20 protein-coding genes are annotated in these 22,876 nt (G+C 71.3%); 12 read left to right on the top strand and 8 right to left on the bottom strand.

Features of this window, described 5'->3' with window-relative positions; all coding sequences use genetic code 11:
- Positions 1-29: 29 nt before the first annotated feature.
- Positions 30-1,262 (bottom strand): serine hydrolase domain-containing protein, encoded by a 1,233-nt coding sequence (locus tag AB0B39_RS01450; RefSeq protein WP_357573212.1) that lies wholly within the window; start codon positions 1,260-1,262, stop codon positions 30-32.
- Between the two features lie 94 nt (positions 1,263-1,356).
- Here AB0B39_RS01450 and AB0B39_RS01445 point away from each other — a divergent pair, with 94 nt between their 5' ends.
- From AB0B39_RS01445 to AB0B39_RS01435, 3 genes are all read left to right on the top strand, one after another.
- Complete coding sequence (locus AB0B39_RS01445) at positions 1,357-1,950, top strand: pentapeptide repeat-containing protein (RefSeq protein WP_234581531.1); 594 nt, start codon at positions 1,357-1,359, stop codon at positions 1,948-1,950.
- 189 nt (positions 1,951-2,139) lie between these two features.
- Positions 2,140-3,108 carry a hypothetical protein gene (locus AB0B39_RS01440; RefSeq protein ID WP_357573211.1) on the top strand — a complete coding sequence of 323 codons (969 nt, stop codon included), beginning with the start codon at positions 2,140-2,142 and terminating at the stop codon, positions 3,106-3,108.
- A 99-nt stretch (positions 3,109-3,207) separates the two neighbouring features.
- The gene (locus AB0B39_RS01435) at positions 3,208-3,537 is read left to right on the top strand and encodes a hypothetical protein (protein WP_357573210.1); all 330 of its coding nucleotides are present in this window, start codon (positions 3,208-3,210) and stop codon (positions 3,535-3,537) included.
- Between the two features lie 39 nt (positions 3,538-3,576).
- On the opposite strand, the gene dacB is transcribed toward AB0B39_RS01435, so the two are convergent.
- Together dacB and AB0B39_RS01425 are read right to left on the bottom strand one after the other, a co-directional pair.
- Complete coding sequence (gene dacB, locus AB0B39_RS01430) at positions 3,577-5,160, bottom strand: D-alanyl-D-alanine carboxypeptidase/D-alanyl-D-alanine-endopeptidase (RefSeq protein ID WP_357573209.1); 1,584 nt, start codon at positions 5,158-5,160, stop codon at positions 3,577-3,579.
- Positions 5,161-5,211: 51 nt separating this feature from the next.
- Positions 5,212-5,943 (bottom strand): aquaporin, encoded by a 732-nt coding sequence (locus tag AB0B39_RS01425; RefSeq protein ID WP_357493964.1) that lies wholly within the window; start codon positions 5,941-5,943, stop codon positions 5,212-5,214.
- A 108-nt stretch (positions 5,944-6,051) separates the two neighbouring features.
- Between AB0B39_RS01425 and AB0B39_RS01420 the strand changes: the two genes are divergently transcribed.
- Positions 6,052-7,125 (top strand): NAD(P)-binding domain-containing protein, encoded by a 1,074-nt coding sequence (locus AB0B39_RS01420; protein ID WP_357573208.1) that lies wholly within the window; start codon positions 6,052-6,054, stop codon positions 7,123-7,125.
- A 190-nt stretch (positions 7,126-7,315) separates the two neighbouring features.
- Positions 7,316-7,597: an adhesin gene (locus AB0B39_RS01415; RefSeq protein ID WP_007456076.1), complete on the top strand. Its 282-nt coding sequence runs from the start codon at positions 7,316-7,318 to the stop codon at positions 7,595-7,597.
- A 40-nt stretch (positions 7,598-7,637) separates the two neighbouring features.
- On the opposite strand, the gene AB0B39_RS01410 is transcribed toward AB0B39_RS01415, so the two are convergent.
- The gene (locus tag AB0B39_RS01410) at positions 7,638-8,708 is read right to left on the bottom strand and encodes a hypothetical protein (RefSeq protein ID WP_357573207.1); all 1,071 of its coding nucleotides are present in this window, start codon (positions 8,706-8,708) and stop codon (positions 7,638-7,640) included.
- A 91-nt stretch (positions 8,709-8,799) separates the two neighbouring features.
- Between AB0B39_RS01410 and AB0B39_RS01405 the strand changes: the two genes are divergently transcribed.
- The 4 genes from AB0B39_RS01405 (at position 8,800) to AB0B39_RS01390 (ending at position 13,822) form a co-directional block, all read left to right on the top strand.
- Positions 8,800-9,693 (top strand): sulfotransferase domain-containing protein, encoded by an 894-nt coding sequence (locus AB0B39_RS01405; protein ID WP_357573206.1) that lies wholly within the window; start codon positions 8,800-8,802, stop codon positions 9,691-9,693.
- A gap of 244 nt (positions 9,694-9,937) precedes the next feature.
- Complete coding sequence (locus AB0B39_RS01400) at positions 9,938-10,330, top strand: cupin domain-containing protein (protein WP_357493972.1); 393 nt, start codon at positions 9,938-9,940, stop codon at positions 10,328-10,330.
- A 39-nt stretch (positions 10,331-10,369) separates the two neighbouring features.
- Complete coding sequence (locus AB0B39_RS01395; RefSeq protein ID WP_234581522.1) at positions 10,370-12,166, top strand: glycoside hydrolase family 15 protein; 1,797 nt, start codon at positions 10,370-10,372, stop codon at positions 12,164-12,166.
- Between the two features lie 279 nt (positions 12,167-12,445).
- Positions 12,446-13,822: a pectate lyase gene (locus AB0B39_RS01390; protein WP_357573205.1), complete on the top strand. Its 1,377-nt coding sequence runs from the start codon at positions 12,446-12,448 to the stop codon at positions 13,820-13,822.
- 39 nt (positions 13,823-13,861) lie between these two features.
- Here the strand turns inward: AB0B39_RS01390 and AB0B39_RS01385 are convergent, their stop codons facing one another.
- Positions 13,862-15,052 carry a threonine synthase gene (locus AB0B39_RS01385; RefSeq protein ID WP_234581520.1) on the bottom strand — a complete coding sequence of 397 codons (1,191 nt, stop codon included), beginning with the start codon at positions 15,050-15,052 and terminating at the stop codon, positions 13,862-13,864.
- A gap of 14 nt (positions 15,053-15,066) precedes the next feature.
- A complete protein-coding gene (locus AB0B39_RS01380) occupies positions 15,067-16,116 on the bottom strand; it encodes a DNA polymerase ligase N-terminal domain-containing protein (protein ID WP_357573204.1) in 1,050 nt (349 codons plus the stop codon).
- Positions 16,117-16,210: 94 nt separating this feature from the next.
- Between AB0B39_RS01380 and AB0B39_RS01375 the strand changes: the two genes are divergently transcribed.
- The 3 genes from AB0B39_RS01375 to AB0B39_RS01365 all read left to right on the top strand — a co-directional run bounded on the left by AB0B39_RS01375 (position 16,211) and on the right by AB0B39_RS01365 (position 18,245).
- A complete protein-coding gene (locus AB0B39_RS01375) occupies positions 16,211-16,999 on the top strand; it encodes an aldo/keto reductase (RefSeq protein WP_357493980.1) in 789 nt (262 codons plus the stop codon).
- Positions 17,000-17,124: 125 nt separating this feature from the next.
- Positions 17,125-17,280, top strand: coding sequence for a hypothetical protein (locus AB0B39_RS01370; RefSeq protein ID WP_234581517.1), 156 nt, complete (start codon positions 17,125-17,127; stop codon positions 17,278-17,280).
- Complete coding sequence (locus AB0B39_RS01365) at positions 17,280-18,245, top strand: N-acetylmuramoyl-L-alanine amidase (RefSeq protein WP_234581516.1); 966 nt, start codon at positions 17,280-17,282, stop codon at positions 18,243-18,245. The genes AB0B39_RS01370 and AB0B39_RS01365 overlap by 1 nt, the downstream gene beginning before the upstream one ends.
- Before the next feature lie 143 nt (positions 18,246-18,388).
- Here the strand turns inward: AB0B39_RS01365 and AB0B39_RS01360 are convergent, their stop codons facing one another.
- Both AB0B39_RS01360 and AB0B39_RS01355 read right to left on the bottom strand, forming a co-directional pair.
- Positions 18,389-21,277: a M20/M25/M40 family metallo-hydrolase gene (locus tag AB0B39_RS01360; RefSeq protein ID WP_357573203.1), complete on the bottom strand. Its 2,889-nt coding sequence runs from the start codon at positions 21,275-21,277 to the stop codon at positions 18,389-18,391.
- Between the two features lie 242 nt (positions 21,278-21,519).
- Positions 21,520-22,644: a cellulose binding domain-containing protein gene (locus tag AB0B39_RS01355; protein WP_357493985.1), complete on the bottom strand. Its 1,125-nt coding sequence runs from the start codon at positions 22,642-22,644 to the stop codon at positions 21,520-21,522.
- Positions 22,645-22,876 lie beyond the last annotated feature (232 nt).

Genomic DNA, 22,876 nt, shown 5'->3' with positions numbered 1-22,876 from the left:
CCCGCCCGTCGGCGGAACGCCGATCCCGGTCAGTCGACGAGAGCGGCGTAGACGAGCTGGCGCAGCTGGGAGCGCAGCGGGTACGTGCTCGACGGCATGAGCTGGGTGAACAGCAGCGCGGTGATCTCCTCGGCCGGGTCGACCCAGAACGCCGTGCTGGCGACCCCACCCCAGTAGTACTCGCCGACGCTGCTCGGCACCCGACTCGGGACCGGGTCCTCGACCACCGCGAAGCCGAGGCCGAAGCCGATCCCGTCGAGGGTGGTCTCGGCGAAGCCGCCGGTGGACAGGGTGCCCAGATCCTGCCCGCCGGGCAGGTGGTTACGGGTCATGAAACGCACCGTGCGCGGCCCGAGCAGGCGTACGCCGTCCAGCTCCCCGCCGCGCAGCAGCATCTGCGTGAACCGGTGGTAGTCGGCGGCGCTGGAGATCAGGCCACCGCCGCCGGAGAGCAGGCCGGGCTTGTGGTGCGCGAGCGTGCCGAGCCGGTCGTAGCGGACCGCCCGCCCGCTCCGCGGATCCGGTGCGTAGAGCGCGGCCAGCCGCTCGGCCTCGTCGCCCTCGACCCACCAGCGGGTGTCGGTCATCCCCAGCGGGCCGAAGATCCGGTCGGCGAAGAAGGCGTCCAGGCTCTGCCCCGAGACGACCTCGACCAGCCGACCGAGCACGTCCGTGGCGACCGAGTAGCCCCAGGCCGTGCCGGGCTCAAAGAGCAGGGGCAGCTCGCCGAAGGCCGCGCAGGCGCCTGCCAGGTCGACGTCCGCCGGCGGGTACAGGTCGTAGCCGGCCGCCCGGTAGATCCCGTCGACCACCGAGGTCTGCATGAAGCCGTACGTCAGGCCGGCGGTGTGGGTGAGCAGGTGCCAGACCCGGATCGGCTCGGTCGCCGGCACGGTGTACGGCTTGAGGGCCGAGCCCTTCGAGTAGACCCGCACGTCGGCGAACTCGGGCAGCCAGCGGCTGATCTCGTCGGTCAGCTCGAAGCGGCCCTCCTCCCACAGCATCATGGCCGCGACCGAGGTGACGGGCTTGGTCATCGAATAGATCCGCCAGAGCGTGTCCGCTTCGACCGGGGCGCCCGACTCCCGATCCCGCAGGCCGTACGTCGAGGAGTGCGCCACCTCGCCGCGCCGGGTGACCACCACCTGCCAGCCCGCCAACCGGCCGTCGTCGACGTACCCGCCGAAGTGCTCGTCGATCCGCGACAGCCGCGCCGGGTCGAAGCCGATCTGATCGGGGTCCTTGCTCCGCGCCACACTCACGTCGCCGAACCTACTCGCCGGTACTCCGCCACCGGAAGGGGCTGCCCCCACCGGGCCGTTCCGGGGCGTCGGTGGGCGGCACTAGCCTGGCCGGATGCCGGAGTTGACCGAGGACAAGACCTTCCGCCACGAGGACTGGTACGCCGAGGAGCTGACCGACCGCCAGTTCGTGGCGTGCGAGTTCTTCGACGTGGACCTGACCGAGGCGGTCACCCGGGGGGCGGTCTTCACCGGCTGCACGTTCGGCAACGTGCAGTTCAACGCTTCCCGACATCTCGACTCGGCGTTCACCCGCTGCGTCTTTCGGCGCTGCAACTTCTTCGAGGCCGAGTTCACCGGCTGCAAGCTGGTCGGGAGCAGCTTCGTCCAGTGCGAGCTTCGTCCGTTGCGGGTCGACGGCGGCGACTGGTCGTTCGTCGCGCTGCCCGGGGCGGACCTGCGCGCCGCCTGGCTGAGCGGCGTACGGATGCGCGAGGCCGACCTCACCGGGGCCAACCTGACCGGTGCCACGGTGACCGGGGTCGACCTCTCCGGGGCGCAGCTGCACAACTGCCGTCTCGGCGGCGCCGACCTGCGGCGCAGCGACCTCACGGCGCTGGATCCGACGTCCGTCGAACGGGCCGGTGCCATCGTGGACGCCGAGCAGGCCCTCGTCATCGCGCAGGCGCTCGGCTTCCGGATCGGCTGACCCGGGGTAGCTCCCGGTCGATCGACCGCGGGATCGCCGGCTGTCCCATACCGTCCCGATCCGGACTGGACACGCCAGCCTGTCCCGATTTAGCGTGTCGTCCACGCCTGTGCAAACGTGAAGCGACCCACAGTGGACGGTCGATCCCGTCGCGTGCGGTGGTGGCCGGGCGGCGGACTGGAGGGGTCGGTGGCGGACGAGGACCGTACGCGGGCGGATTCGCGGGCCGGGGACGAGTCGACCGGCCGACCGCCGTCGCACCGGCCGCGGAGCATCGCCCTCGGGCTGAGCCACCGGACGCTGCGCCGGCTCGCCCGTGCCCGACAGCGACGGCGCTGGGCGCTGGAAGGGCTTGGCGCGGTCGTCTGCCTCGCGATGCTCGTCGCGTACCTCGGCACCCGGTCCGGCCCGGAATCGGGCGATGGTCCGGTCGGCGGCTCGGGGGGCGTGCCCGCCGGAGCCACCCGACCGACAGCCCTTCCGGCCGCCGACGGGCACGCCACCGACCCCGGGCCGGCGCTGCCCGGGCTGCGCCCCCGGGAGCGTCCGCCCTCGCCCGACCCGCCGCCGCCGTCGACGAGCGCGCCCGCTCCGCCGCCGAAGAAGCCGGAGGAGTCGCTGCTGTCGGTGAGCCGCGCCGAGGTCCCCGCCGAGGTCGACCTCACCGCTGTGGGCACCCGCGACTGGATGCACTGGGGGCTGCGCGGCGGCAAGTCGACAGTGCGCAAGCGCTCCGGCTCCGGGGAGATCGTCGACGGTGGTGGGAAGGGCGCCCGGGTCGGCTGGGACGGCAACCAGGAGGTCGTCCGCTGGTCCGACGGCGCACCCGAGCGGTGGGACCGTGGCAGTTCCGACGGCGTCTACACCTGTGGCGTGGGTAACGGGTTCACCCTGACGGTCGCCGGCAGCGGGGCGCCGCGCACCGTGCAGCTCTACGCCGGGATCTGGATGGCACGGGGTCGTTTGGACGCCCGCCTGTCCACCGGTGGGCCGGTCCGCACCGTACGCCTGGAGGATCCGTACACCAGCCAGAGCGCCCAGTTCACCATCCGGTTCGAGCTGCCGAAGAACGCCCGGTTGGTGCTGACCTGGACCGTCGAGAAGGTCTTCACCGAGCACTGCGGCAACGTCGGCCTCCAGGCCGTCGCGCTGCGCTGAGCCGTCGAGGTGGCGGGACAGTTTGTCCGTCGCGCTCGGTCGACGGCGACGTAACTTTCTGCTGTCCCCGTCTCACCTTCCACTGTGGAGTAAGCGCAGATGAGCAGCAGTACCGCCCACCGCGTCCGTCCCGCCGTTTCCTCCGGCGCCGATGAGCTGCCCGGCGAGGTGCTCCGCGACATTCCCCTGCCGCCGTACGTGACGGTCGAGGACGCCCAGTTCGCGGTGCGCGCGGTGGTGGTGCACGCGCCCCGGCGCTGGTCCGGCGGGGTCGTCTGTCGCAACGACGCCAGCCCACACCCGTGCCGGCTGCACCGTTGGGGCACCCGGGTGCTGGCGCTGCGTGGCCTGCGGGCCGCCGAGATCGCCGCGCTCATCGAGCGCGGCGACCCCGCGGCGGTGCCCCCCACACCGAACCGTCCGGCCTGACCCCACCGCCGGGGCTGCGCCGGTTTCCGGCCCCCCGGGTCAGCAGGTGATCGGCTTGACCCAGGAGCACTCCACGCCCTCGGGCGTACGCGGCGTCTCCGGCACCGCGGGCGGCGCGACCCGTGCCGCGCTCACGCCGTCATTCCGATGGCTGGCCAGCGCCACGGCGATCTGGTCCTCCAGTGGCTTGACCGACGCCGTCAGGTAGTTGTTCAGCAGGATGGAGAACGCCAGCAGGTGGCCGTCCGCGCTGGTGACGTAGCCGGACAGCCCGGAGACGCCGGTGAGGCTGCCGGTCTTGGCGTGTACGTTGCCCGCCGCCGGAGTGCCGGCCATGCGGCTGCGCAGCGTGCCGCCGACGAACCGTTCCGGCTGTCCGGCGATGGGCAGCGCCGCGTACCAGGTGGGGAACCAGGGCTCCGCCCGGACGGCGGCCAGCAGGTCGACGAACTCCGTGGCCGGCACCAGGTTGCGCCGGGACAGGCCGGAGCCGTCGCGCTGGCGCAGCGTTCCGGTGTCCATCCCGGTGTCGGCGACGTACTCGCTGATCGCGGTGAGGCCGGCGGACCAGGTGCCGGCGCCGGAGAGCACCCGGCCGATCTCCTTGGTCAGGACCTCGGCGTGCCCGTTGTTGGAGAGCTTGAGGAACGGCGTCATCAGCTCACCGAGGCTCATCGAGTCGTGTCGGGCCACCGGGTGGGCCGTCTCCGGGGTGGCCTGGCCGAGCACCGTCCGGCCGAGCACCCGTACGCCGTGCCGGTGCAGCGCCGCCCGGAAGACGTCCGCCGCGTAGCCGGTGGGCTCCCAGACGGTCACCCAGTCGCTGGCGGGCTCGTCGCCGACGGCGATCTGACCGGTCACCACTATCGTGTTGCCGCCGTGTTCGCGTTCGATGGAGATCGAGGTCTCGCCCTCGCTGACCGTCTCGGCGCGGTTGTCGATGTGGACGTAGCCGGTGGGCGGCGTGGTGGTGACCACCGGCCGGGCGCCGGCCCGGTCGGCGGGCGCGGCGTGCACGATCACGGTGCCCGCGTCGTAGTCGGTGTCCGGCGCGACGGTCAGCGCGGAGACCTGCGCGGCGTAGTAGTAGGGCTCGTCGTCCCAGGTCCAGTCGGGGCCCAGCCGGGTGCGGTCGTAGCGGGTGTCGTCGGCGATCAGGTTGCCGGTCACGACCCGGACGCCGTCGGCGGCGACCTGCGCGGCCAGGGCGTCGTAGTCGGCCGCGAGCATTGTCGGATCACCGCCGCCCCGCAGGTACAGATTGCCGGAGAGCAGCCCGGCGCGGCGCTTGCCGGTGGTGTGGACGTCGGTGCTGAAGTGGTGCCCGGGGCCGAGCAGTTGCAGGGCGGCGGTCGAGGTCAGCAACTTGGTGTTGGAGGCCGGGACCAGTCGCCGGTCGCCGTTGCGGTCGTAGAGCGTCTGCCCGGTGCTCGTGTCGACGACGACCACCGACGTCTGTGCGCCGGCCAGCCGGCTGTCGGCGAGGATCGTGTCGATGGTGGCGCGCAGTCGGGTCGTCGCGGGAGTGGGCGACTCGGCGGTGGCGCCGGACGCGCCGACGGTGGCCGTGGTGACGGCCAGCGCGAGCAGCGCGACAGCGCGCGGAAAGAGACGACGATGCATGCGCCGATGCTGCCACGAAGGTAATCGCCAGGAAAGGGCCTGGGTCGAAGGTTATTGCCGTTCGGGTTCCGGCGGTCCCCCCACGGACTTCGTGTGACCGCCCCAGTAGTGTCGCTGCGCGCCCATGGCCAGCGGTGCCACCAGCGCGGCGAGCGCCCCGCCGAGCAGCGGGAAGACGATGAAAACCCAGAGCTGGCGCAGCGCGGTGCCGCCCTCGAAGACGGCCGGACCGAAGGCGCGGGCCGGGTTGACCGCGGCCCCGGTCAGCGTCACGCCGACCAGTTGCGTCGCCGCCAGGGCCAGCCCGATCGCCACTCCGGCGGTGCCCGGATTCTCGCTACGACTGGTCACGACCAGGACCACCAGCACGAAGAGGAAGGTCAGCACGATCTCCAGCACGGCCGCGCCGCCCCGGTTGATGTGCGCGCCGTACCCGTTCGAGCCGAGCGCTCCGGTCTGGTCCGCCACGTCACCCCAACGGGTCAGCGCCCAGAGCAGGAAGCCGGCCACTGTCGCGCCGGCGAACTGGGCGATCCAGTAGGCCACCGCGCCGATCGCCGAGATCTTGCCGGACAGCAGCACGCCGAGGGTCACCGCCGGGTTGACGTGACTGCCGGAGAGCGGACCGATCGTGTAGACGAGGGCCAGCATGACGAACCCGAAGGCCAGCGCGACGACCACCACGCCACCCTGCACCCGGGCGGCGACGGCCGCACCCACGCCGAAGAACACCAGCAGCAGGGTGCCGAGGAACTCGGCAGCGGCGCGACGGGCGTCATCCATTCACCCAGCGTAAGGACAATTCGGGCGAACCGGTGGGGAATCGGCGCTGTGAGCAGGGCGACGACCCGCGACGGGCACAGCGCAGCCGGACATCGCGTTGCACAACGCGTGAACACCCACTCCGTCGACGTCGTGGTGATCGGTGCCGGCCAGGCGGGCCTGAGCGCCGCGTACCACCTGCGCCGCACCGGGTTCGCTCCCGGCGACGGCTTCGTCGTCCTCGACGGTGACGACGGCCCGGGTGGGGCCTGGCGGCACCGCTGGCCCACCCTGCGCCTGGAGCGTGTGCACGGCTTCCACGACCTGCCCGGGATGCCCTTCCCGCCCGCCGACCCGCAGCGTCCGGCCGCCGAAGCGGTAAGCGCCTACTTCGCCGCGTACGAGCGCACCTTCGACCTGCCGGTCCGCCGGCCGGTGCGGGTCCGTGCCGTACGCCCGCGCCCGGACGGCCGCCTCGACGTCGACGCCGACCACGGCAGGTGGACCGCGCGGGCCCTGATCAACGCGACCGGCACGTGGACCAGGCCCTTCTGGCCGTACTACCCGGGTCGTTCGTCGTTCCAGGGGCGACAGCTGCACACCGCCGACTACCAGGGGCCGGCCGAGTTCGCCGGCCGTCGGGTGGTGGTGGTCGGAGGCGGCACCTCCGCCGTGCAACTCCTCGCGGAGGTCTCGACCGTCGCGGCCAGCACCACCTGGGTGACCCGCCGGCCACCGGAGTTCAGCGACGGCGAGTTCGGCCCGGAGCTGGGCCGGGCCGCCGTGGCCCGGGTGGACGCGGCGGTACGGGCCGGACGTCCGCCGGGCAGCGTCGTGGGTGTGACCGGACTGCCTGTCACACCCGAGATCCGTCGGCTGCGCGAGCGTGGCGTGCTCGATCGGCTACCCGTCTTCGACCGCATCACACCTAACGGGGTGGCCTGGACCGACGGGCGGTTCGTCCCCGCCGACATCATCCTGTGGTGCACCGGTTTCCGCGCCGCGCTCGACCACCTGGCGCCTCTCGGTCTGCGCGCGGCGGGCGGTGGAATCGTCATGGACGGCACCCGCGTGGTCGCCGACGAACGGGTCCACCTGATCGGTTACGGCCCCTCGGCGAGCACCATCGGCGCCAACCGGGCGGGCCGCGCGGCGGTCACCGAGATTCGCTCGTTGCTCGCCCCCACCCCCGTGCTCGACTGATCCGGCTCTATTTGACGGATCGGTCGGCAGCGGGCACCGTGGGCAGGGAAGGGGCCCTCAGCTGCCCCGATTCGACGCGACGGCGATGACCGTCCCTCCCGTCGCCTCCCACGCGTGCTCGTACGCGGGCCACCTGTCCGGTCTGCGCGACAACCGACCGCGAGCCGAGAATCCACGAGGAGTTCCGCAAATGCTCACCATGACCGACAATGCCGTGCTCGTCATCCGTGACCTCGCCAACCAGCAGGACGTGGCCGAGGACGGCGGTGTGCGGATCGCCGCCGACGCCGACGCCGGATCGCTCACCGTGGAGCTGGTGCCCGAGCCGGAGCAGGGCGACCACGTCGTCGACAACCAGGGTGCCCGGATCTTCCTCGACCCGGACGCCGCCGAGCTGCTCGGCGACGCCTCGGTGGACGCCACTGTCGACGACGAGGGCATCATCCAGTTCGGTTTCACCGAGCAGCAGTAGCACCCGGACCAGGCAGCCCACGCACGTTCCCGGCGGTACCTCACCGCAGCGGTCGCCCGCGCTGCGGCGGGCCCGGCCGGGGGTTCCACCCGGGATCGGTGCTGTCGTCCGGTCGCGCCAACGTGGCGAGCACGTGCGCCAGGTGGTGCGACGTGCTCCACGCCGTCCAGTTGGCGACCGACCCGGCGCCGGCGCCCCGACGGGCACGGCGCAGCAACTCGTGGTCGCCCCAGGAGAACGCCGCTCCGGCGCTCGACCAGTGCGGTGCCGCCACCAGCGTGCGGCACAGGTCGGCGAAGCGGTCGTCCCCCCGGCCGCCGCGGCGCGACCAGCGGTAGACCCACCAGGCGTCGTCGGCGGTGTACCGCACGGTGGGCGTCCGGTCGCCCGGATCGCCGGAGTCGGACAGCGCCGGACCGACGCCGTAGTCGCCGTAGTCCACCCCGACGTCGGCCAGCCGCTGCCAGAGCTGCCAGTCCCACCGCTCCAGCCGGACCGGCTCGTCGGTGGGCAGCCGGGACAGTGTCGGCGGCATACCGCCGGCCGCCACCGTCGCCGAACGCCAGGCGTGCCGCCGGGCCCAGTCCAGCAGCCGGCGTACCCGCGGCTCGGCCACCCGCACGTCCGCCGGGCAGCAGACGTCGCCCGCGTCCACCAGCAGGTCGCACTCCTCCGGAGCGAGGCCGGTGAGCCGCCAGATCCGCTCGACGGCGGTCGTGTCCGCGTCCGGGCCCGCCCGGTCGTGCGCGGCGCGCAGCCGGACCAGCGCCCGCCGCGCGTACGCCCGGGCCGCCGTGCCGTGCGCGACCAGCCGGCGGTCACTCTCCGCGAGCCCGATGACCGGCATCAGCGGTACGCCCCACCGGGCCAGCTCCGTGTCGGCCGAGTCGGGCAGGGCGGCGACGTCGACGGCCGGCAGCAGGCCGGCCGGCAGGCGGCGCAGGGCGTCCCTGGTGGCGCGGTCGACGGTGCTGACCTCAAGGATCGGGGCGAGCAGCGGGGCGAGCGCGGGGTCGAGGTGGTTCAACGCTTCCAGCTCGCCGCGTCGGCGGCTGGCGAGGATGGGGCGGTAGACCGGTTCCGCCGCCCGGCCCCGCTCGGCGGGCACCATACTTCAATCTAGTCAGGCATTCACATGCCTCCACAGCTTCCGGGCCGAAAATTCGCTGCCTGGCTGTCGTGTCGGCGACTACGCTCGCCCGATGTCCGCGTCACCCCACCGTTACCGCTCCGTGGACGAGGACAGCGCCCGCTGGGTCGGGTTCCCGTTCCGCGACGGCGACATCGTGATCAGCACCCGGTCCAAGAGCGGCACCACCTGGATGCAGATGATCTGCGCGCTGCTGGTGCTGGGCACCGCCGAGCTGCCGGCGCCGCTGCCCGAGCTGTCGCCCTGGCTGGACTGGCTGGGCGAGCCGCGCGACGTGGTGTACCAGCGGCTGGCCGCCCAACCGCATCGCCGGTTCATCAAGACGCACACCCCGCTGGACGGGGTGCCGCTCGACCCTCGGGTGCACTACGTGGTGGTGGCGCGGCATCCGCTGGACATGGCGGTGTCCCTCTATCACCAGTCCGGCAACCTGAACCGGGTCCGGATGGCCGAGCTGACCGGCCAACCAGTGCCGGCGGGACCGCCGCGGGCCCGTCCGTCGGTGCGACAGTGGTTGTCGAGCTGGGTCGACCACGAGGTGGACCCGCGCGTGGAGCTGGACTCGCTGCCCGGGGTTCTCTGGCACCTGAGCGACGCCTGGGCCCGCCGACACGAGCCGAACGTTGAGCTGGTGCACTACGACGACCTCCAGGCGGACCTGGGCGGCCAGATGCGCCGCCTGGCCGACCGGTGGGATGTCCCGGTGTCCGTCGAGCGCTGGCCGGCGCTAATCGAGGCGGCGACGTTCGGCCGGATGCGGGAACGTGCCGACCAGCTCGCCCCGGACATGCTGGGCGTGTTGCGGGACCGCCGGGCGTTCTTCCGCCGGGGTGGCTCGGGGCAGGGGCGCGGCATGTTGGACGCGGCCGGTCTGGCCCGCTACGAGCAACGGGTGCGTTCCCTGGCCCCGCCCGACCTGGTCGCCTGGCTGCACCGCGACGCCTGAAGGGGTGCGCAGACGAGCGCGCGGCGCCGTTTCGACAGTTGTCGGAACGTCGCCGCGCTCTGGCCGTCTCCCACCACCGCAGCCGTTCGGCAGTACGCCAGCGGGGACCTGGCTCGACCGGCCGTTCGCGCCGGTCAGCGTTGTCGATCCCCGGTCCGGGCGGATCCAAACCTGCCGACCGTGGGGAATTCCACCATCTGCCAGTCCCGGCGTGACGCGCGGCCGAACGGGGTATGAGCGGGCCATGGAGCATTTCACGATCGCGACCGTCGCCGAGAAGAGCCCGGACTTCCGGCGGGTGCTGTGGACCGGCGAGCACACCCAGCTGGTGATCATGACCATTCCGCCCGGCGGGGAGATCGGCGAGGAGGTGCACGACGGGATCGACCAGATCCTGACCTTCGTCAGCGGCACCGGCGAGGCCCGGGTCGCCGGTGCGAAGCGGGAGGTCGTCGCGGGCGACCTGGTCGTCGTGCCGTCCGGGACGAAGCACAACTTCGTCAACACCGGCCCCAACCCGCTGGTGCTCTACACCGTCTACGGCCCTCCGGAGCACGCCGACCAGGCCGTGCACCACACCAAGGAGGAGGCCGACAAGGCCGAGGAGGCCGGCGAGGACGAGCCGCCCACGTCGTGACGGCTGCCTGAACCAGGCCGATCCGGGTACGCCCGGCGGGTGACGCAGCCGGCGATCTCCGACTACGGGTTCCTCTCGGATGCCCGTTCCGGCGCGCTGGTCGGGAAGGACGGCTCGATCGACTGGTGGTGCCCCCACCGGTTCGACGGCGCCTCGGTCTTCGGGCGGCTGCTCGACCCGAGCGGGGGGTACTTCCGGTTGGCGCCGGTCGGCGTGGGTGGCCCCGGTTACCGGGTCGAACGCGCGTACCGGCCGGACACGCTGGTGCTGCGGACGGTGCACCACACGCCGCACGGCAGCGTGGCGGTGACGGACGCGCTCGCCGCCGAGATCGGCGCCCGCGCGCACGACCTGGGCAAGAACTCACCCGCTGTGCTCATCCGGGTGGTCGAGGGCCTGTCCGGGCGGGTGCGGATGGCGTTGGACTTCGCTCCCCGCCCGGAGTACGGGCTGCTCACGCCTTATCTGCACGAGCAGCCCGGGGGTGGGGTGCTGGCCGGGGCCGGCCCGGTGGTGCTGGTGCTGCGCGCCGACGACCTGCCGCTGCGGGCCGGCGGGGACCGGGTGACCCACGAGTTCGAGGTCTCCACCGGCCAGGTCGTCGCGATGGACGTGGCGTTCGGTCAGACGTACGGGACGCCGCCCGCCCGGCTGGACCCGCTGGCCGCCCTCGCCGAGACGACGCGGGCGTGGGAGGCGTTCCGGCAGACGCACGGGTACTCCGGCCGGTACGCCAAGCTGGTCCGGCACAGCGCGACAGTGCTGGGTGGTCTCACGTACGCCCGCAGTGGCGCGGTGGCCGCGGCGCTGACCAGCTCGTTGCCGGAGCAGATCGGCGGCGACCGCAACTACGACTACCGCTACTCCTGGCTGCGGGACTTCTCACTGACCATGCGCGCGCTCTGGGTGGCGGCCTGCCCGGACGAGGCGTCAAGGTTGTTCGCCTGGGCGACCCGGTCGATCGGCCGGTTCGGCGACGAGCCGGTGCCGGTGCTCTTCGGGTTGGAGGGCGAACGCGACATCTCCGAGCACCACTGCAATCACCTGCGCGGATACCGCGACAGCCGCCCGGTGCGGGTTGGCAACGACGCCTGGAAGCAGCGGCAGCTCGACGTGCCGGGTGAGGTGATCTCGGCGGTGTGGCGGCTGCGCGACTACCTCGGCACACCGTTCGAGGGGGAGTTGCGGGAGATGGTGCTCGGGCTGACCGAGCAGGTGGCGGGGACCTGGCACCTGCCGGACCGGGGCATCTGGGAGACCCGGGACGAAGAGCGGCACTACGTCTCCTCGAAGGTGTCCTGCTGGCTGGCCATGGATCGGGCGGTGGGGCTCGCCGACCGGCTCGGTGAACGGGCCGACCCGCGGAGGTGGGCAGGCGTACGCGACGAGATCCGCGCGGCGGTGCTGCGCGACGGGTGGAACGACCGGATCGGGGCGTTCACCGGCTCGTTCGGTTCGGCGGAGCTGGACGCCTCGGTGCTCGCACTGCCGGTGGCGCACTTCCTGCCGGCGACCGATCCCCGCATGCGGTCGACCATCGCGATGGTGGAGCGGGAGTTGGGCACCGACGACGGGCTGGTCCGGCGGTGGACGACCGACCCGGCCGGGTTCCTGATGTGCTCGTTCTGGCTGGTGGAGTGCCTGGTGATGGCGGGTGAGCCGCGCCGGGCCGAGGAGCTGTTCGAACGCGTGGTGGGTCACGCCAACGACGTGGGCCTGTTCAGCGAGCAGATCGACCTGACCACCGGTGCGCAGCTGGGCAACACGCCGCAGGCGTTGTCCCACATCGGGCTGATCAACGCGGCCTGGCGGCTGACCGAGCCGGACAGCTTCTGACCCGGGCCGCCTCTGACCCGGACAGCTTCCGACCCGGGCCGCCGAAATCCTGCAACAGACCTGCAAGCGTCAGGCATTGACGCTGATGCGTGCGCAGTCCTAGCCTCGAAGAGACGGGAAAGCCCTTTCCCACGGCTTTCATCCCGCTTCACCCCACTGTCGGAGCCGGGCATCCGACGGGGCACACCGATCCCCGCTCTCACGGCAGCGCGCCGTGCCGGCACGTCCCCGCGCGGCCAGACCCAGGGATCGCCACCACACGCGTCAAGGAGGACAACCGTGCACAAGAGACGACACCCCGGCCGACGACCACTGGTGCTGGCGGTGGGCGCCGGCGTGACGGCGGCGGCGCTCACCGTCGGCATGACCTCGGCCTTCGCGGCCACCATCTTCACCGACACCTTCAACGACGGTGACACCTCCGGCTGGTCCAAGTCCGGCGGCACCTGGGCTGTCGACGGCTCGGGCGTACTCAACCAGTCGAACGCCGGCAGCGAGCTGGCCCGGCAGTTCGCCGGTCAGACCAGCTGGACGAACTACTCCGTACAGGCCCGTGTCCGGCCGGCGAGCTTCGGCTCGTCAAGCGCCCTGGTCGGCCTGGCCGCCCGGTCCACCAGCAGCACGAAGATGTACCGGCTGGCCCTGCTCGGCTCCGGCCGGGCCGAGTTGCAGGCCGTCAACGGCAGCAGCATCACCGCGATCGGTTCCGCATCGCTCGGCGTCGCCACCGGCACCTGGTACACCCTGCGCATCGAGGCGAGCGGCAGCACCATCCGCGGCTTCGTCAACGGCACCCAGATCGCCTCGGGCAGCAACAGCCTGGCCAGCGCGGGCCGGATCGGCCTGGTCACCGCGTACGCCAGCGGCGGGTTCGACGACGTGGTGGTCGACTCGTCCGCCGGCGGCACCCCGACCACGCCACCGGCGACCACCGCGGCGCCGACCACCCCGCCGCCCACCACGTCGGGCCCGACCACCCCACCGCCGTCGGGTTGGCCGACGCCCACCGGCAGCCAGAAGGTGGACGCCACCATCGGAGTGTCCGGCACCTTCGACGGCGGGCTCAAGCGCTACTACGGCATCGGCGACGGTGGGCAGAGCGAGAGCCAGGACCCGATGTTCGAGCTGGCCGCCGGCGCCACCCTGCGTAACGTGATCATCGGTGCGCCGGCCGGCGACGGCGTGCACTGCAACGGCAACTGCACCCTGATCAACGTCTGGTGGGAGGACGTCGGCGAGGACGCCGCCACCTTCCTCGGCGGCACCACGTACACCGTCGACGGTGGCGGTGCCCGATCCGCCAGCGACAAGGTCTTCCAGCACAACGGCCCGGGCACCGTCTACATCAGGAACTTCCGGGTGGAGAACGCCGGGAAGCTCTACCGGGCCTGCGGCAACTGCTCCTCGTCGTACCAGCGGCACGTGGTGATCGACAACGTGGTCGTCCGGGACACCGACGCGGTGGCCGGCATCAACACCAACTGGGGCGACACCGCCCGGTTCAGCCGGATCACCATCGTCGGCGACCCGGACCGGGAGACCTCGATCTGTGTCAAGTACAAGGGCGTGCCCAAGGGCAGCGAGCCGACCAAGATCGGCGAGGGCGCCGACGGCGTCAACTGCTTCTACACGCCGTCCGACATCACCTACCAGTAGGCCCGGCCGCCGGCACCCCACCGTCGGTGGGGTGCCGGCTCAGGCCATGACGGGTACGCCGGAGACGTCCACGGTCTCCGGATACTTCAGCCCCGCGCCGGTGTTGAGCACCACCACCCGTTCCCCGGCACGGATCCAGCCACCGGCGCGCAGCTGCCGCGCCGCCGTCAGGCAGGCCGCGCCCTCCGGGCAGAGCAGCAACCCCTCGCGGGCGGCGAAGTCCCGCAGGTCGGTCAGGATCTCGGCGTCGTCGACGGCGACAGCGGTGCCGGCCGACGCCCGCAGCGCGGCCAGGATCAGCTCGTCACCCAGTGGGGACGGCACGGTGATGCCGAACGCCACAGTGTGCGCGTCCTCCCACGGCTGCGCCCGGTCCTCGCCGGCGGCGAAGGCCCGCACGATCGGCGCGCAGCCGGTCGACTGCACCGCCACCAGCCGGGGCAGCTTGTCGCCGACCCAGCCCAGCTCGCGCATCTCGTGCAGCGCCTTGTGGATGCCGATCAGGCCGACCCCGCCACCGGTCGGGTAAATGATCACGTCGGGCACCTGCCAGCCGAGCTGCTCGACGATCTCGTACCCCATCGTCTTCTTGCCCTCCAGGCGGTAGGGCTCGCGCAGCGTGCCGGCGTCGAAGATCGTCCCGTCCGACTCCGCGATCAGCTCGGCCACCTTGCGGCCCGCGTCGCTGATCAGCCCGTCCACCAGACGCAGATCGGCTCCCGCTGCCACACACTCGCGCCGGCAGATGGTCGGCGCCGCCAGCGGCATGACGATCGTGGCGCCCATCCCGGCGCGCGCCGCGTACGTCGCCCACGCCGAACCGGCGTTGCCGTTGGTGGGCATCGCGATCCGCTCGACACCCAACTCGCGAGCCCGACTCACGCCCACCGCGGCGCCGCGTGCCTTGAACGAACCGGTCGGGATCAACCCCTCGTCCTTGACCATCAGGTCCGCGATGCCGATCTCGGCACCGTACGACGGGGCGCGCAGCAGCGGCGTCCAGCCCTCACCGAGCGTGGTGACGTGCCGGGGATCGGCGACGGGCAGCAGCTCCCGGTACCGCCACAGGTCGGCCGGGCGCAGCGGAAAGCGCTCCGGGGTGACCGCCTTCGCCACCGCCGGCAGGTCGTAGCGGGCCAGCAGCGGCGAGCCGCACTCGCAGAGGTTCTGCGGCTTGTCGGCGGCGTACTCCAGGCCGCAGCGTGGGCAGTCCAGATGGGTCAGGTACACGTCGCTCCTCGCCGTCAGGCCGCGTCGATGCGTCGCCACCGTCGGCTGCGCCGGCCCGGCTCGTACACCGAGTCCAGCCGCTTGGCGACCACACCCGGCAGCCCCTGCTCCCGCCCGGTGCGCAGAGCCTCGTCGCCGGCACCGGGAAACCACGGCGGAGTCTGCCAGTGCGTACCGGCCAACGCCAGCCCATCGAGCAGTTCCCGGCGTTGCGCGTACGGGACGTCGACGCTGCTCACGCCCTCCAACCACAGCAGGTCGACGAGCAGGAACTGGGCGCCGGCCGGAACCCGGCCACCGCTGGCGGGACGGGCGGGACGCACCCGGCCCGCGCCGTCGATGCGGACGAGCACACCGTCGAGCACCGCCTCGGTGGGCGCCAGCGCCTCGGCCATGGAGCGCAGCCACGGGTAGCCGCCGGTGATCTCCTCGTCGGTCTCGGCGAGCAGCCGCAGCCGGCCGCCGGAGACGTACGCCATGGCGCGGACCCCGTCCCAGCGCAGCTCGTATCCCCAGTCGGCGCGGTCGCGGGGCAGCCCGGCGGCGGGCGTGGCGTGCATCGGGCGGACCAGCTCCGGCATGCTCGTCCAACCCGGCGGCGCGGGGTCGGTGCGCCGGATCATCCAATCCTTGCCGCCGGTGGCGAACAGCGCGTAGCGCCCGGCGGTGCGGTCACCGGAGAGGGTCACGATGACCTCGTCGTCGCGCCACTTCTCGCAGCGGTACGTGCCCCGGTCGTGGATGACCATCCGGCCGCCCCCGTACTCGCCGGCGGGGATCTCGCCGGAGAAGTCGAGGTACTCCATCGGGTGATCCTCGGTGTGCACGGCGAGGTGGTTGCGGCCCGGGTCGCGGGGCAGGCCGCGCGGCACCGCCCAGGACGCGAGCACGCCCTCGTGTTCCAGTCGCAGGTCCCAGTGCAGGCTGCGGGCGTGGTGCTGCTGGATGACGAAGCGATCCGCGCCCTCGTCGGGTCTGGTCGGCGTGGGGGCGCCTTCTGGCACCGGCTCGGGCGTACGGGCCGCGTCGCGGCGGCGTCGGTACTCCTGCAGCCGGTCCGTCACACCCGCATTCTCCGGCAAACCGGGCCATTGCGCTGGACGCCGGAGTGTCCGGTTCGCTCGGCGTCCGGGGGCGCGGCGGGGTAGAACGGACCTCATGGACCTCAGCGACCAGCCCACCGCCCTGCTCCCGGGTGACGTGCGGATGCCCCTGCTCGGCTTCGGCACCTGGCAGGCCACCGGCCGGGCGGGCTACGACGCCGTGCTGGCCGCGCTCGACACCGGCTACCGGCACCTCGACACCGCCACCATGTATGGCAACGAGCGGGAGGTCGGCCGGGCGGTGCGGGAGAGCGGGCTGCGTCGCGAGGACATCTTCATCACCACGAAGCTCCCGCCGGACCGGGTTGGCCGGGAGCGCGAGACGTTGGAGGCCAGTCTGGAGGCGCTCGGCGTCGACCAGCTGGACCTCTGGTTGATCCACTGGCCGCCGTCGTCCCCGGCGGACAGCATCCCGATGTGGCGGGAGTTGCTGGCCGCCCGGGACGAGAACCTGACCCGTGCCGTCGGGGTCAGCAACTACAGCACCGGCGAGATCGACGAGTTGATCCAGTCGACGGAGGAGAACCCGGCGGTCAACCAGATCCGGTGGAGCCCCACGCTGTACGACCGGCAGCGGCACGCCGAGCACCGGGACCGGGGCGTGGTGCTGGAGGGGTACAGCCCCTTCAAGACCAGTGACCTCAGCGATCCGGTGCTGACCAGGATCGCCGCGGCGCACGGCGTCTCCCCGGCGCAGGTGGTGCTGCGCTGGCACATCGACCACGAGATCGTGGTGATCCCGAAGTCGGTGACCCCGGAGCGGATCACCGCCAACTTCGACGTCTTCCACTTCTCGTTGACGGCGGAGGAGATGCGCGACATCGACGCGCTCGGTGACGCCTGAGTCGGCGGATTCCTTCAAGATGCGGCCCGGCCGTGAAGGGTATCGACATCGACGCTCATGACGGTATAGCGTGCCGTCATCACGCTCGTCGATGCGTGTGAATCCGTCGCCGCTGGAGGACCGCCATGGCCCGATCCCCGTCCGTCCGTCTGCGCCGTCGTGGGGTGCTCGGCATCCCCGCCCTGGTGGCCGCCGCGCTGACCACCCTCGCCGTCCGACCCGCACCGGCGAGCGCCGCGCCGAAGGCCGAGTGCCTTGCCGACCTGCTCAAGGACTCCTGATGGCGACGATTCCGTGGCTCGTCGACGTGCTGCGCGGCGCCGGGGTCCAGGTCGTCGTCGAGGGTGACTGGCTCAACCGGATGCGGCCCGGCTCCTTCGACCCGATCGGGGTGCTCTGGCACCACACCGCCTCGACCTCCAGTGCCAGCAACCCGCACCCCGCGCTCGGCATCTGCATCAACGGCCGCTCCGACCTGGCCGGCCCGCTCTGTCAGGCGCTCGTCGACTACAACGGCGTCTTCCACGTCATCTCCGCCGGCCGCTGCAACCACGCCGGCGTCAGCGGGGGCAGCGGGCCCATCCCCGCCGGGGACGGCAACACGCTGATGATCGGGTGGGAGATCGACTACAACGGCGTCGACCAGGAGATGACCGCCGCGCAGTACAGCGCGTCGATCGCCGCGACCGCCGCCGTGCTCACCCGCCTCGGCCGGGACAGCAGCTATGCCCGCGGCCACCGGGAGACCAGCACCACCGGCAAGATCGACCCGTCCTTCATCGATCTGAACGTGATGCGCGCCGACGTCGCCGCGAAGATGGCCGGCGGCGGAACCGCGTGGTCGTCCACTGTGGACAACACGACCTCCGGCCGGTTCACCGCCAGCGCCAACTGGGGTGTGTCGACGTTCTCCAGCCAGCGGTACGGCGCCGACTACCGCTACGCCGACCCGGTCGCGGCCAGCGATCCGGCCTGGTACAGGTTCAACGTGCCGGCGACCGGCTCCTACCGGGTCGAGGCGTGGTGGCCGACCAACAGCGGCTACAACAGCGCCACCCCGTACATCGTCGCCACCACCACCGGCAACCGGACGGTGTACGTGGACCAGCGCGCGACCGGCGGGCAGTGGCGGGTCCTCGGCACGTTCACCCTGCCGGCGGGCGACGCCAACCGGGTGGCGGTGAGCCGTTGGAGCAGCGCGGCGGGCCTGGTCATCGCCGACGCCGTACGCCTCACCCGGGTCTGATCTGTCCCGCCGCCCGGGACAGTCCGGCGGCGATAGCGTGATCCACTCGGATTCCGCGAAGTCGGGGTGTCCCAGCAGCAAGGACGCCCCGACTCCACGGATCCGAGTGGATCACGAGGGTGGCTTCGACCGCGGCAGCTACCTCACACGATGGAGATCGACCGCACCTGGGTGTTGCCCTTGGTGTCGACGTACACCTGGTAATCGCCGACGGTGTAAGTGCCGGCGGCGTTGTTGTTGATGGTGAACGTGCCCGTCACGGCCGACTCGCTGCCGTCGATACGGGTCTGCTTCACCGTGATGGTCAACTCGTTCGTGTTGCCCTTCAGCTTCTTCACCACCGCCGACGGCTTCGCATCGGTGACCGCATTGGCCACAGTCACGTAGACCGCGTCGGGTGAGGAGAACTCCGCGTTCTTCTGCCCGTCACCGAACTGGAAGAAGCCCCGCTGTTCGGTGGCCCCGCGCCCCGGGAACGGATCCGGGTTCGAGGCCAGGTACGTCGGGTTGACCTTGTACAGGTCCGTCTTGGAGTCCGCGAGCTTGGCCTGCACCCCGGTGTACGGAGCGTCGGTGATCGCGAGGTTGACCGACAGGTAGATCGCGTTGGGGTTGTTGGCCGAGATGCGCGAGGAGAAGTACTTGTCCGCGCTCTGCCCCGCAGGCACGGCCAGCGGCACAACCTTGTCGCCGACGAGAATGTTGAACCGGAAGTCCCCGTAACCGCCGGCGACGAACTTCGCCCACGCCGCGTCCGACATGTGGCCGGGGCGCTCCACCTTGAACTCCAGACGCATCGGCGCCACGTACGTGCTGCTCTGGAACTCGGGGTCGGTCAGGGGCAGGTAGACCCCTCCCGGTTCGTGGCCCAGCGCGAAGGCCGCCGCCGTCGGGGCCGAGTTGCCGCGTCCGTTCCACATCGGGATGGTGAACGAGGTGGCGCCGAGCAGGGCCTGGTTGCCCAACTGGTTCGCGCCGACAGCGCCCGACGCGTCCTGGTAGGTGCCGATCGTGACGTCGAGCAGGTCCAGGTCCGCCCGGTCGGCGTTCAGCCCCGGCATGTCCGCCCACATGAACTTGGCGCCAGCGGGCCCGGAGTACCGGGCCATCTCCAGCATGCCGTCGGCCATCATCTTGGTCATCTGCACCGCCGAGTCGACCTTCATCCGCTCGTTGGCCGTGTGCCACCAGCGCTCGTTGCCCGGGATGACGGCGCCGAAGGCGGTCATCTTGTTGCGGAAGCTGCTGGCCAGAGTGCCGCCGGTCGTGCCCTGCGGATACACCACGTCCCGGAGGGCATAGGGGTCCGGGAAGTCCCGCGGGCTGTTGTTGATCGTGGCCTGGTAGCTCTTGAACTGCAGGGCCGTCAGCGGGTTGTCGTGGGTGACGTACAACCCGGCGCCGGTGGGCGACCCGAGGGTGCCGATGGTGAACCCCTTGCCCTCGAAGGCGGCAGTGACCGCCGCCGTCGCCTGGCCGGAGTCAGCCGCGGTGACGTGCATGCTGCGCACGTACATCGGCATGCTGAGGTTGCCGGTGGCCTCCGTGTAGAAGCTCGTCGGGGTCTCCGAGTTGATGTTCCCCATGAGGGCGAAGGTCAGGTTCGGCGTGCCGTTGCTCGGGTTGCGCAACAGGTTCGCCGGGATGCCCATGTACCTGCCGATATAGGCCTCGCCTTCGACCCCGTCGCGGAAGAACAGGTCGGCGATGCCGTCGGCTGCCTTCTTCACCTGCAGGTCGGCGGTCGTGCCTCCCAAGGCGCCAAGTCCCTGGGAGAGGAGGAACATGCCCCACACGACGGCGTTCTTGCCGTACTGCGGGGTCGGCATCTCCATCGCCACATCAGTGTTGATCTCCAGCGTGAGCGAGTCGCCGGTGATCGTGGTCTGCACCTTGGGCGTGGTCCGGGGAGCAGCCGGGAGCCAGCCCTTCGTGGTCGCGGCAGCGGTGATCGCCGCCACGAACCTGTCGCGCTCGGCGGAGCCCGCCTCCGCCACATCGAGGGTGAAAGTGGCCCGCGAGGCGATCTGGGTGGTGCTGCCGTAGGCGATGTCCTTGAGCGTCGGGTCGCCTTCGCGCCGGGTGACGCCTGCCGTCGCATCCGTCAGCCGGAAGGCCTTGGTGCTGTCTGCGGACAAGCTCATCGACACCGACGGGGTCACCGACCCGGAGTTGCCGACGATCACCGGGAACCGCGAGTCGGAGGTGTAGCCGGCGACCGGCGTCTCCTCCCGGTTGAGGTTCTTGTAGGCCCAGTTGTCGTAGAAGCTCGGGTTCGAGTTGTACGGGATGGACTGGAAGGTCGCGGTGTTCGCTGCCGTGGGCGTGCCGGGACCGCCGTCCTCGTAGATCCCCATGACGATGCGGATGCGCCGGTCCAGGGGCAGCCCCGCCTCGAGCAGCGCCTTGGCCGCGAGCAGCGTCGCCAGGGTCGGGCCGCTGTCGTCCTGGATGCCGGCCCCGTAGACCCAGCCGTCCTTGATGTAGGGCGAGTGGTAGGCACCAGGAGTGCCGAGGTTGCCGTCGGCGTCGCGCCAGCGCGCCAGCTGGGCGGGCGAAACGGAAGACGTCGGCGAGTCGAGGTGACTCAACGCCATGACCATCTCGGGGGCGTCCGGGTCACCGATCTCCGCGTAGACGTACTTGTCGGGCTGGCGCTGCACGACCACCGGGAAACCCAGGTCGGTGGCCAGCTTGACCACCCAGGCGAGCTTGGCGACCTTGCGGTCGTACTCGTTCTGGTTGGCTTCGGTGTTGCTGACCGGGAAGGGGTACGCCGTGGCGGCAGTGCCGCCTCGGGAGATGGAGTCGTAGCTCGACCCGTCCAGCATCGCCCCGACGAGAGTGAGCGGGTTGTAGGTGCCGTCTCCCGCTCGCGCGCTGCTGACGCGTCCCGCCAACGCCTCGACTTCGGCGTGGATCGCGTCGCGTTCGGCGTCGGTTACCGACAGGTCGTAGGTGACACCCGGCTGGAAGCGCTCAGCGCCGGAGCTGGTCGGGGACGCGTGGGCCGGGGGGGCGACGCTCGCCACGAGTGCCGTGGCGAGCAGGGCGGATAAGACAGGCGTTCGTCTATCTATCATGAGGGCGGCTCCAGGACAAGGGGGATGATCAGTAGCGACAGCACACACCGGCCGCGCCGCCAGCGGCCGTGGAGGTGCCATTTCTTGAGGATCATCTGAGAATCGGCCGGAGCCGTCAGCTCCGCCGCAGCGGGCTGAACGCGAGGGGCGTGACCAGATGGTCACGCCCCTCCCGTCGGTGGTGATACCGCTCAGGCGCGGGAGCAGTTGGCGCCGTTGAGCGAGAAGCTGGTCGGGGACGAGTACGACCCGCTCAGCGTGCCCTGGTAGCCGAAGCTGGCCGTGCCGCCGGGTGCGATCGACCCGTTGTGGCTGACGTTGCGGGCGGTGACAGTGGACCCGCTCTGGCTCACGGTGGCGTTCCAGGCGTTGGTGACCTGCTGCCCGCCGGGCAGGCTGTAGGTGAGCGTCCAGCCGTTCAGCGCACTGGACCCGGTGTTGGTGATCTGCACGTCGGCGGTGAAGCCGTTGTTCCACGAGTTGGCCGTGTACTTCACCGCGCAGCTCGCGCCACCGCTCGGCGGCGGCGTGGTGGGCGGCGGGTTGGTGGGGTTGCCGCCACCGTTGACGTTTGCCGAGAACGAGGTCACCGCGAGACCGACGCCGCCCTGCCACGGCTCGAAGCCGGCCTGGATGCTGGTCAGGTACCAGGAGTTGGTGATCGCGCCCCGGTTGCGGGTGTCGTTGATGAAGTCCAGCACGCTGAAGTTCAGGCTGGAGATCGGCGACGGCGCGACATAGGAGATGACGTTGTTGGAGCCGTTGCTGCCGCGCCACACCTCCCAGGTCCGGCCGGCCAGGTTTGTCGTGCCGACCACCGAGCCGATGGGTTGGATCGGGCCCTGCCGGTTGAGCCAGATCATGATCTCCATCTGGTTCACCCCGTCCCGCTTGGGCGACGGGTCCAGCCAGATGTCGTACGCCGCGTCGTAGGTGGCACCGCTGACGTACCGGTAGGAGATGCTGCTGGTGGCGCTGCTGATCTGGCTCACCTGGATCGGCAGGTTCGTGCCGGGGGAGCAGTTGGTGTAGTGACAACCGAGGAAGATCGACGGGTACGCCGTGGGTGCCCCGTTGGTGGGGCTGCTGCCGTTCTGCGTGGTGATCTCGAAGCCGTTGCTGGTGACGTTGAGGCACTGCTGGGCGGAGGTGCCCCAACGGTTGTTCTGCACGACGTAGCGACCCTGGATCACTGTCGAGCCGTACTGCTCGCAGATCTGGGTGTCGGCGGAGGCGCTGCCGCTGACGGCGACGGCGACGAGTGAACTGGCGACCAGCAGCCCGGCGGCGGCCAGGGCTCGAAGTTGACGTTTCATGACGCTCCTTGACTCGGCGCGTGCCGGGCGCCGGATGTGGTGGGGTGGTGCGGGAGCGCTCCCACGCTCAACGACACATTTACATGCCTGAAACTGAGGCGCAACCGCCCGCGTCAAACTGGTGAATTGTGAGGATTGCCATCGTGGCGCCGAACGGGGTCGACAGGCGGCCAGCTAAGCGGCGCGGACCGCCGACGAGCGGATCCGGCGGGCCGATCGGGCTCTGGTGTGC

It is taken from the genome of Micromonospora sp. NPDC049114 (genome assembly GCF_040648635.1).
Lineage (GTDB): Bacteria > Actinomycetota > Actinomycetes > Mycobacteriales > Micromonosporaceae > Micromonospora.
The sequence above is the reverse complement of the archived record's forward strand: the minus strand, read 5'-3'. Positions and strand labels throughout refer to the sequence as shown.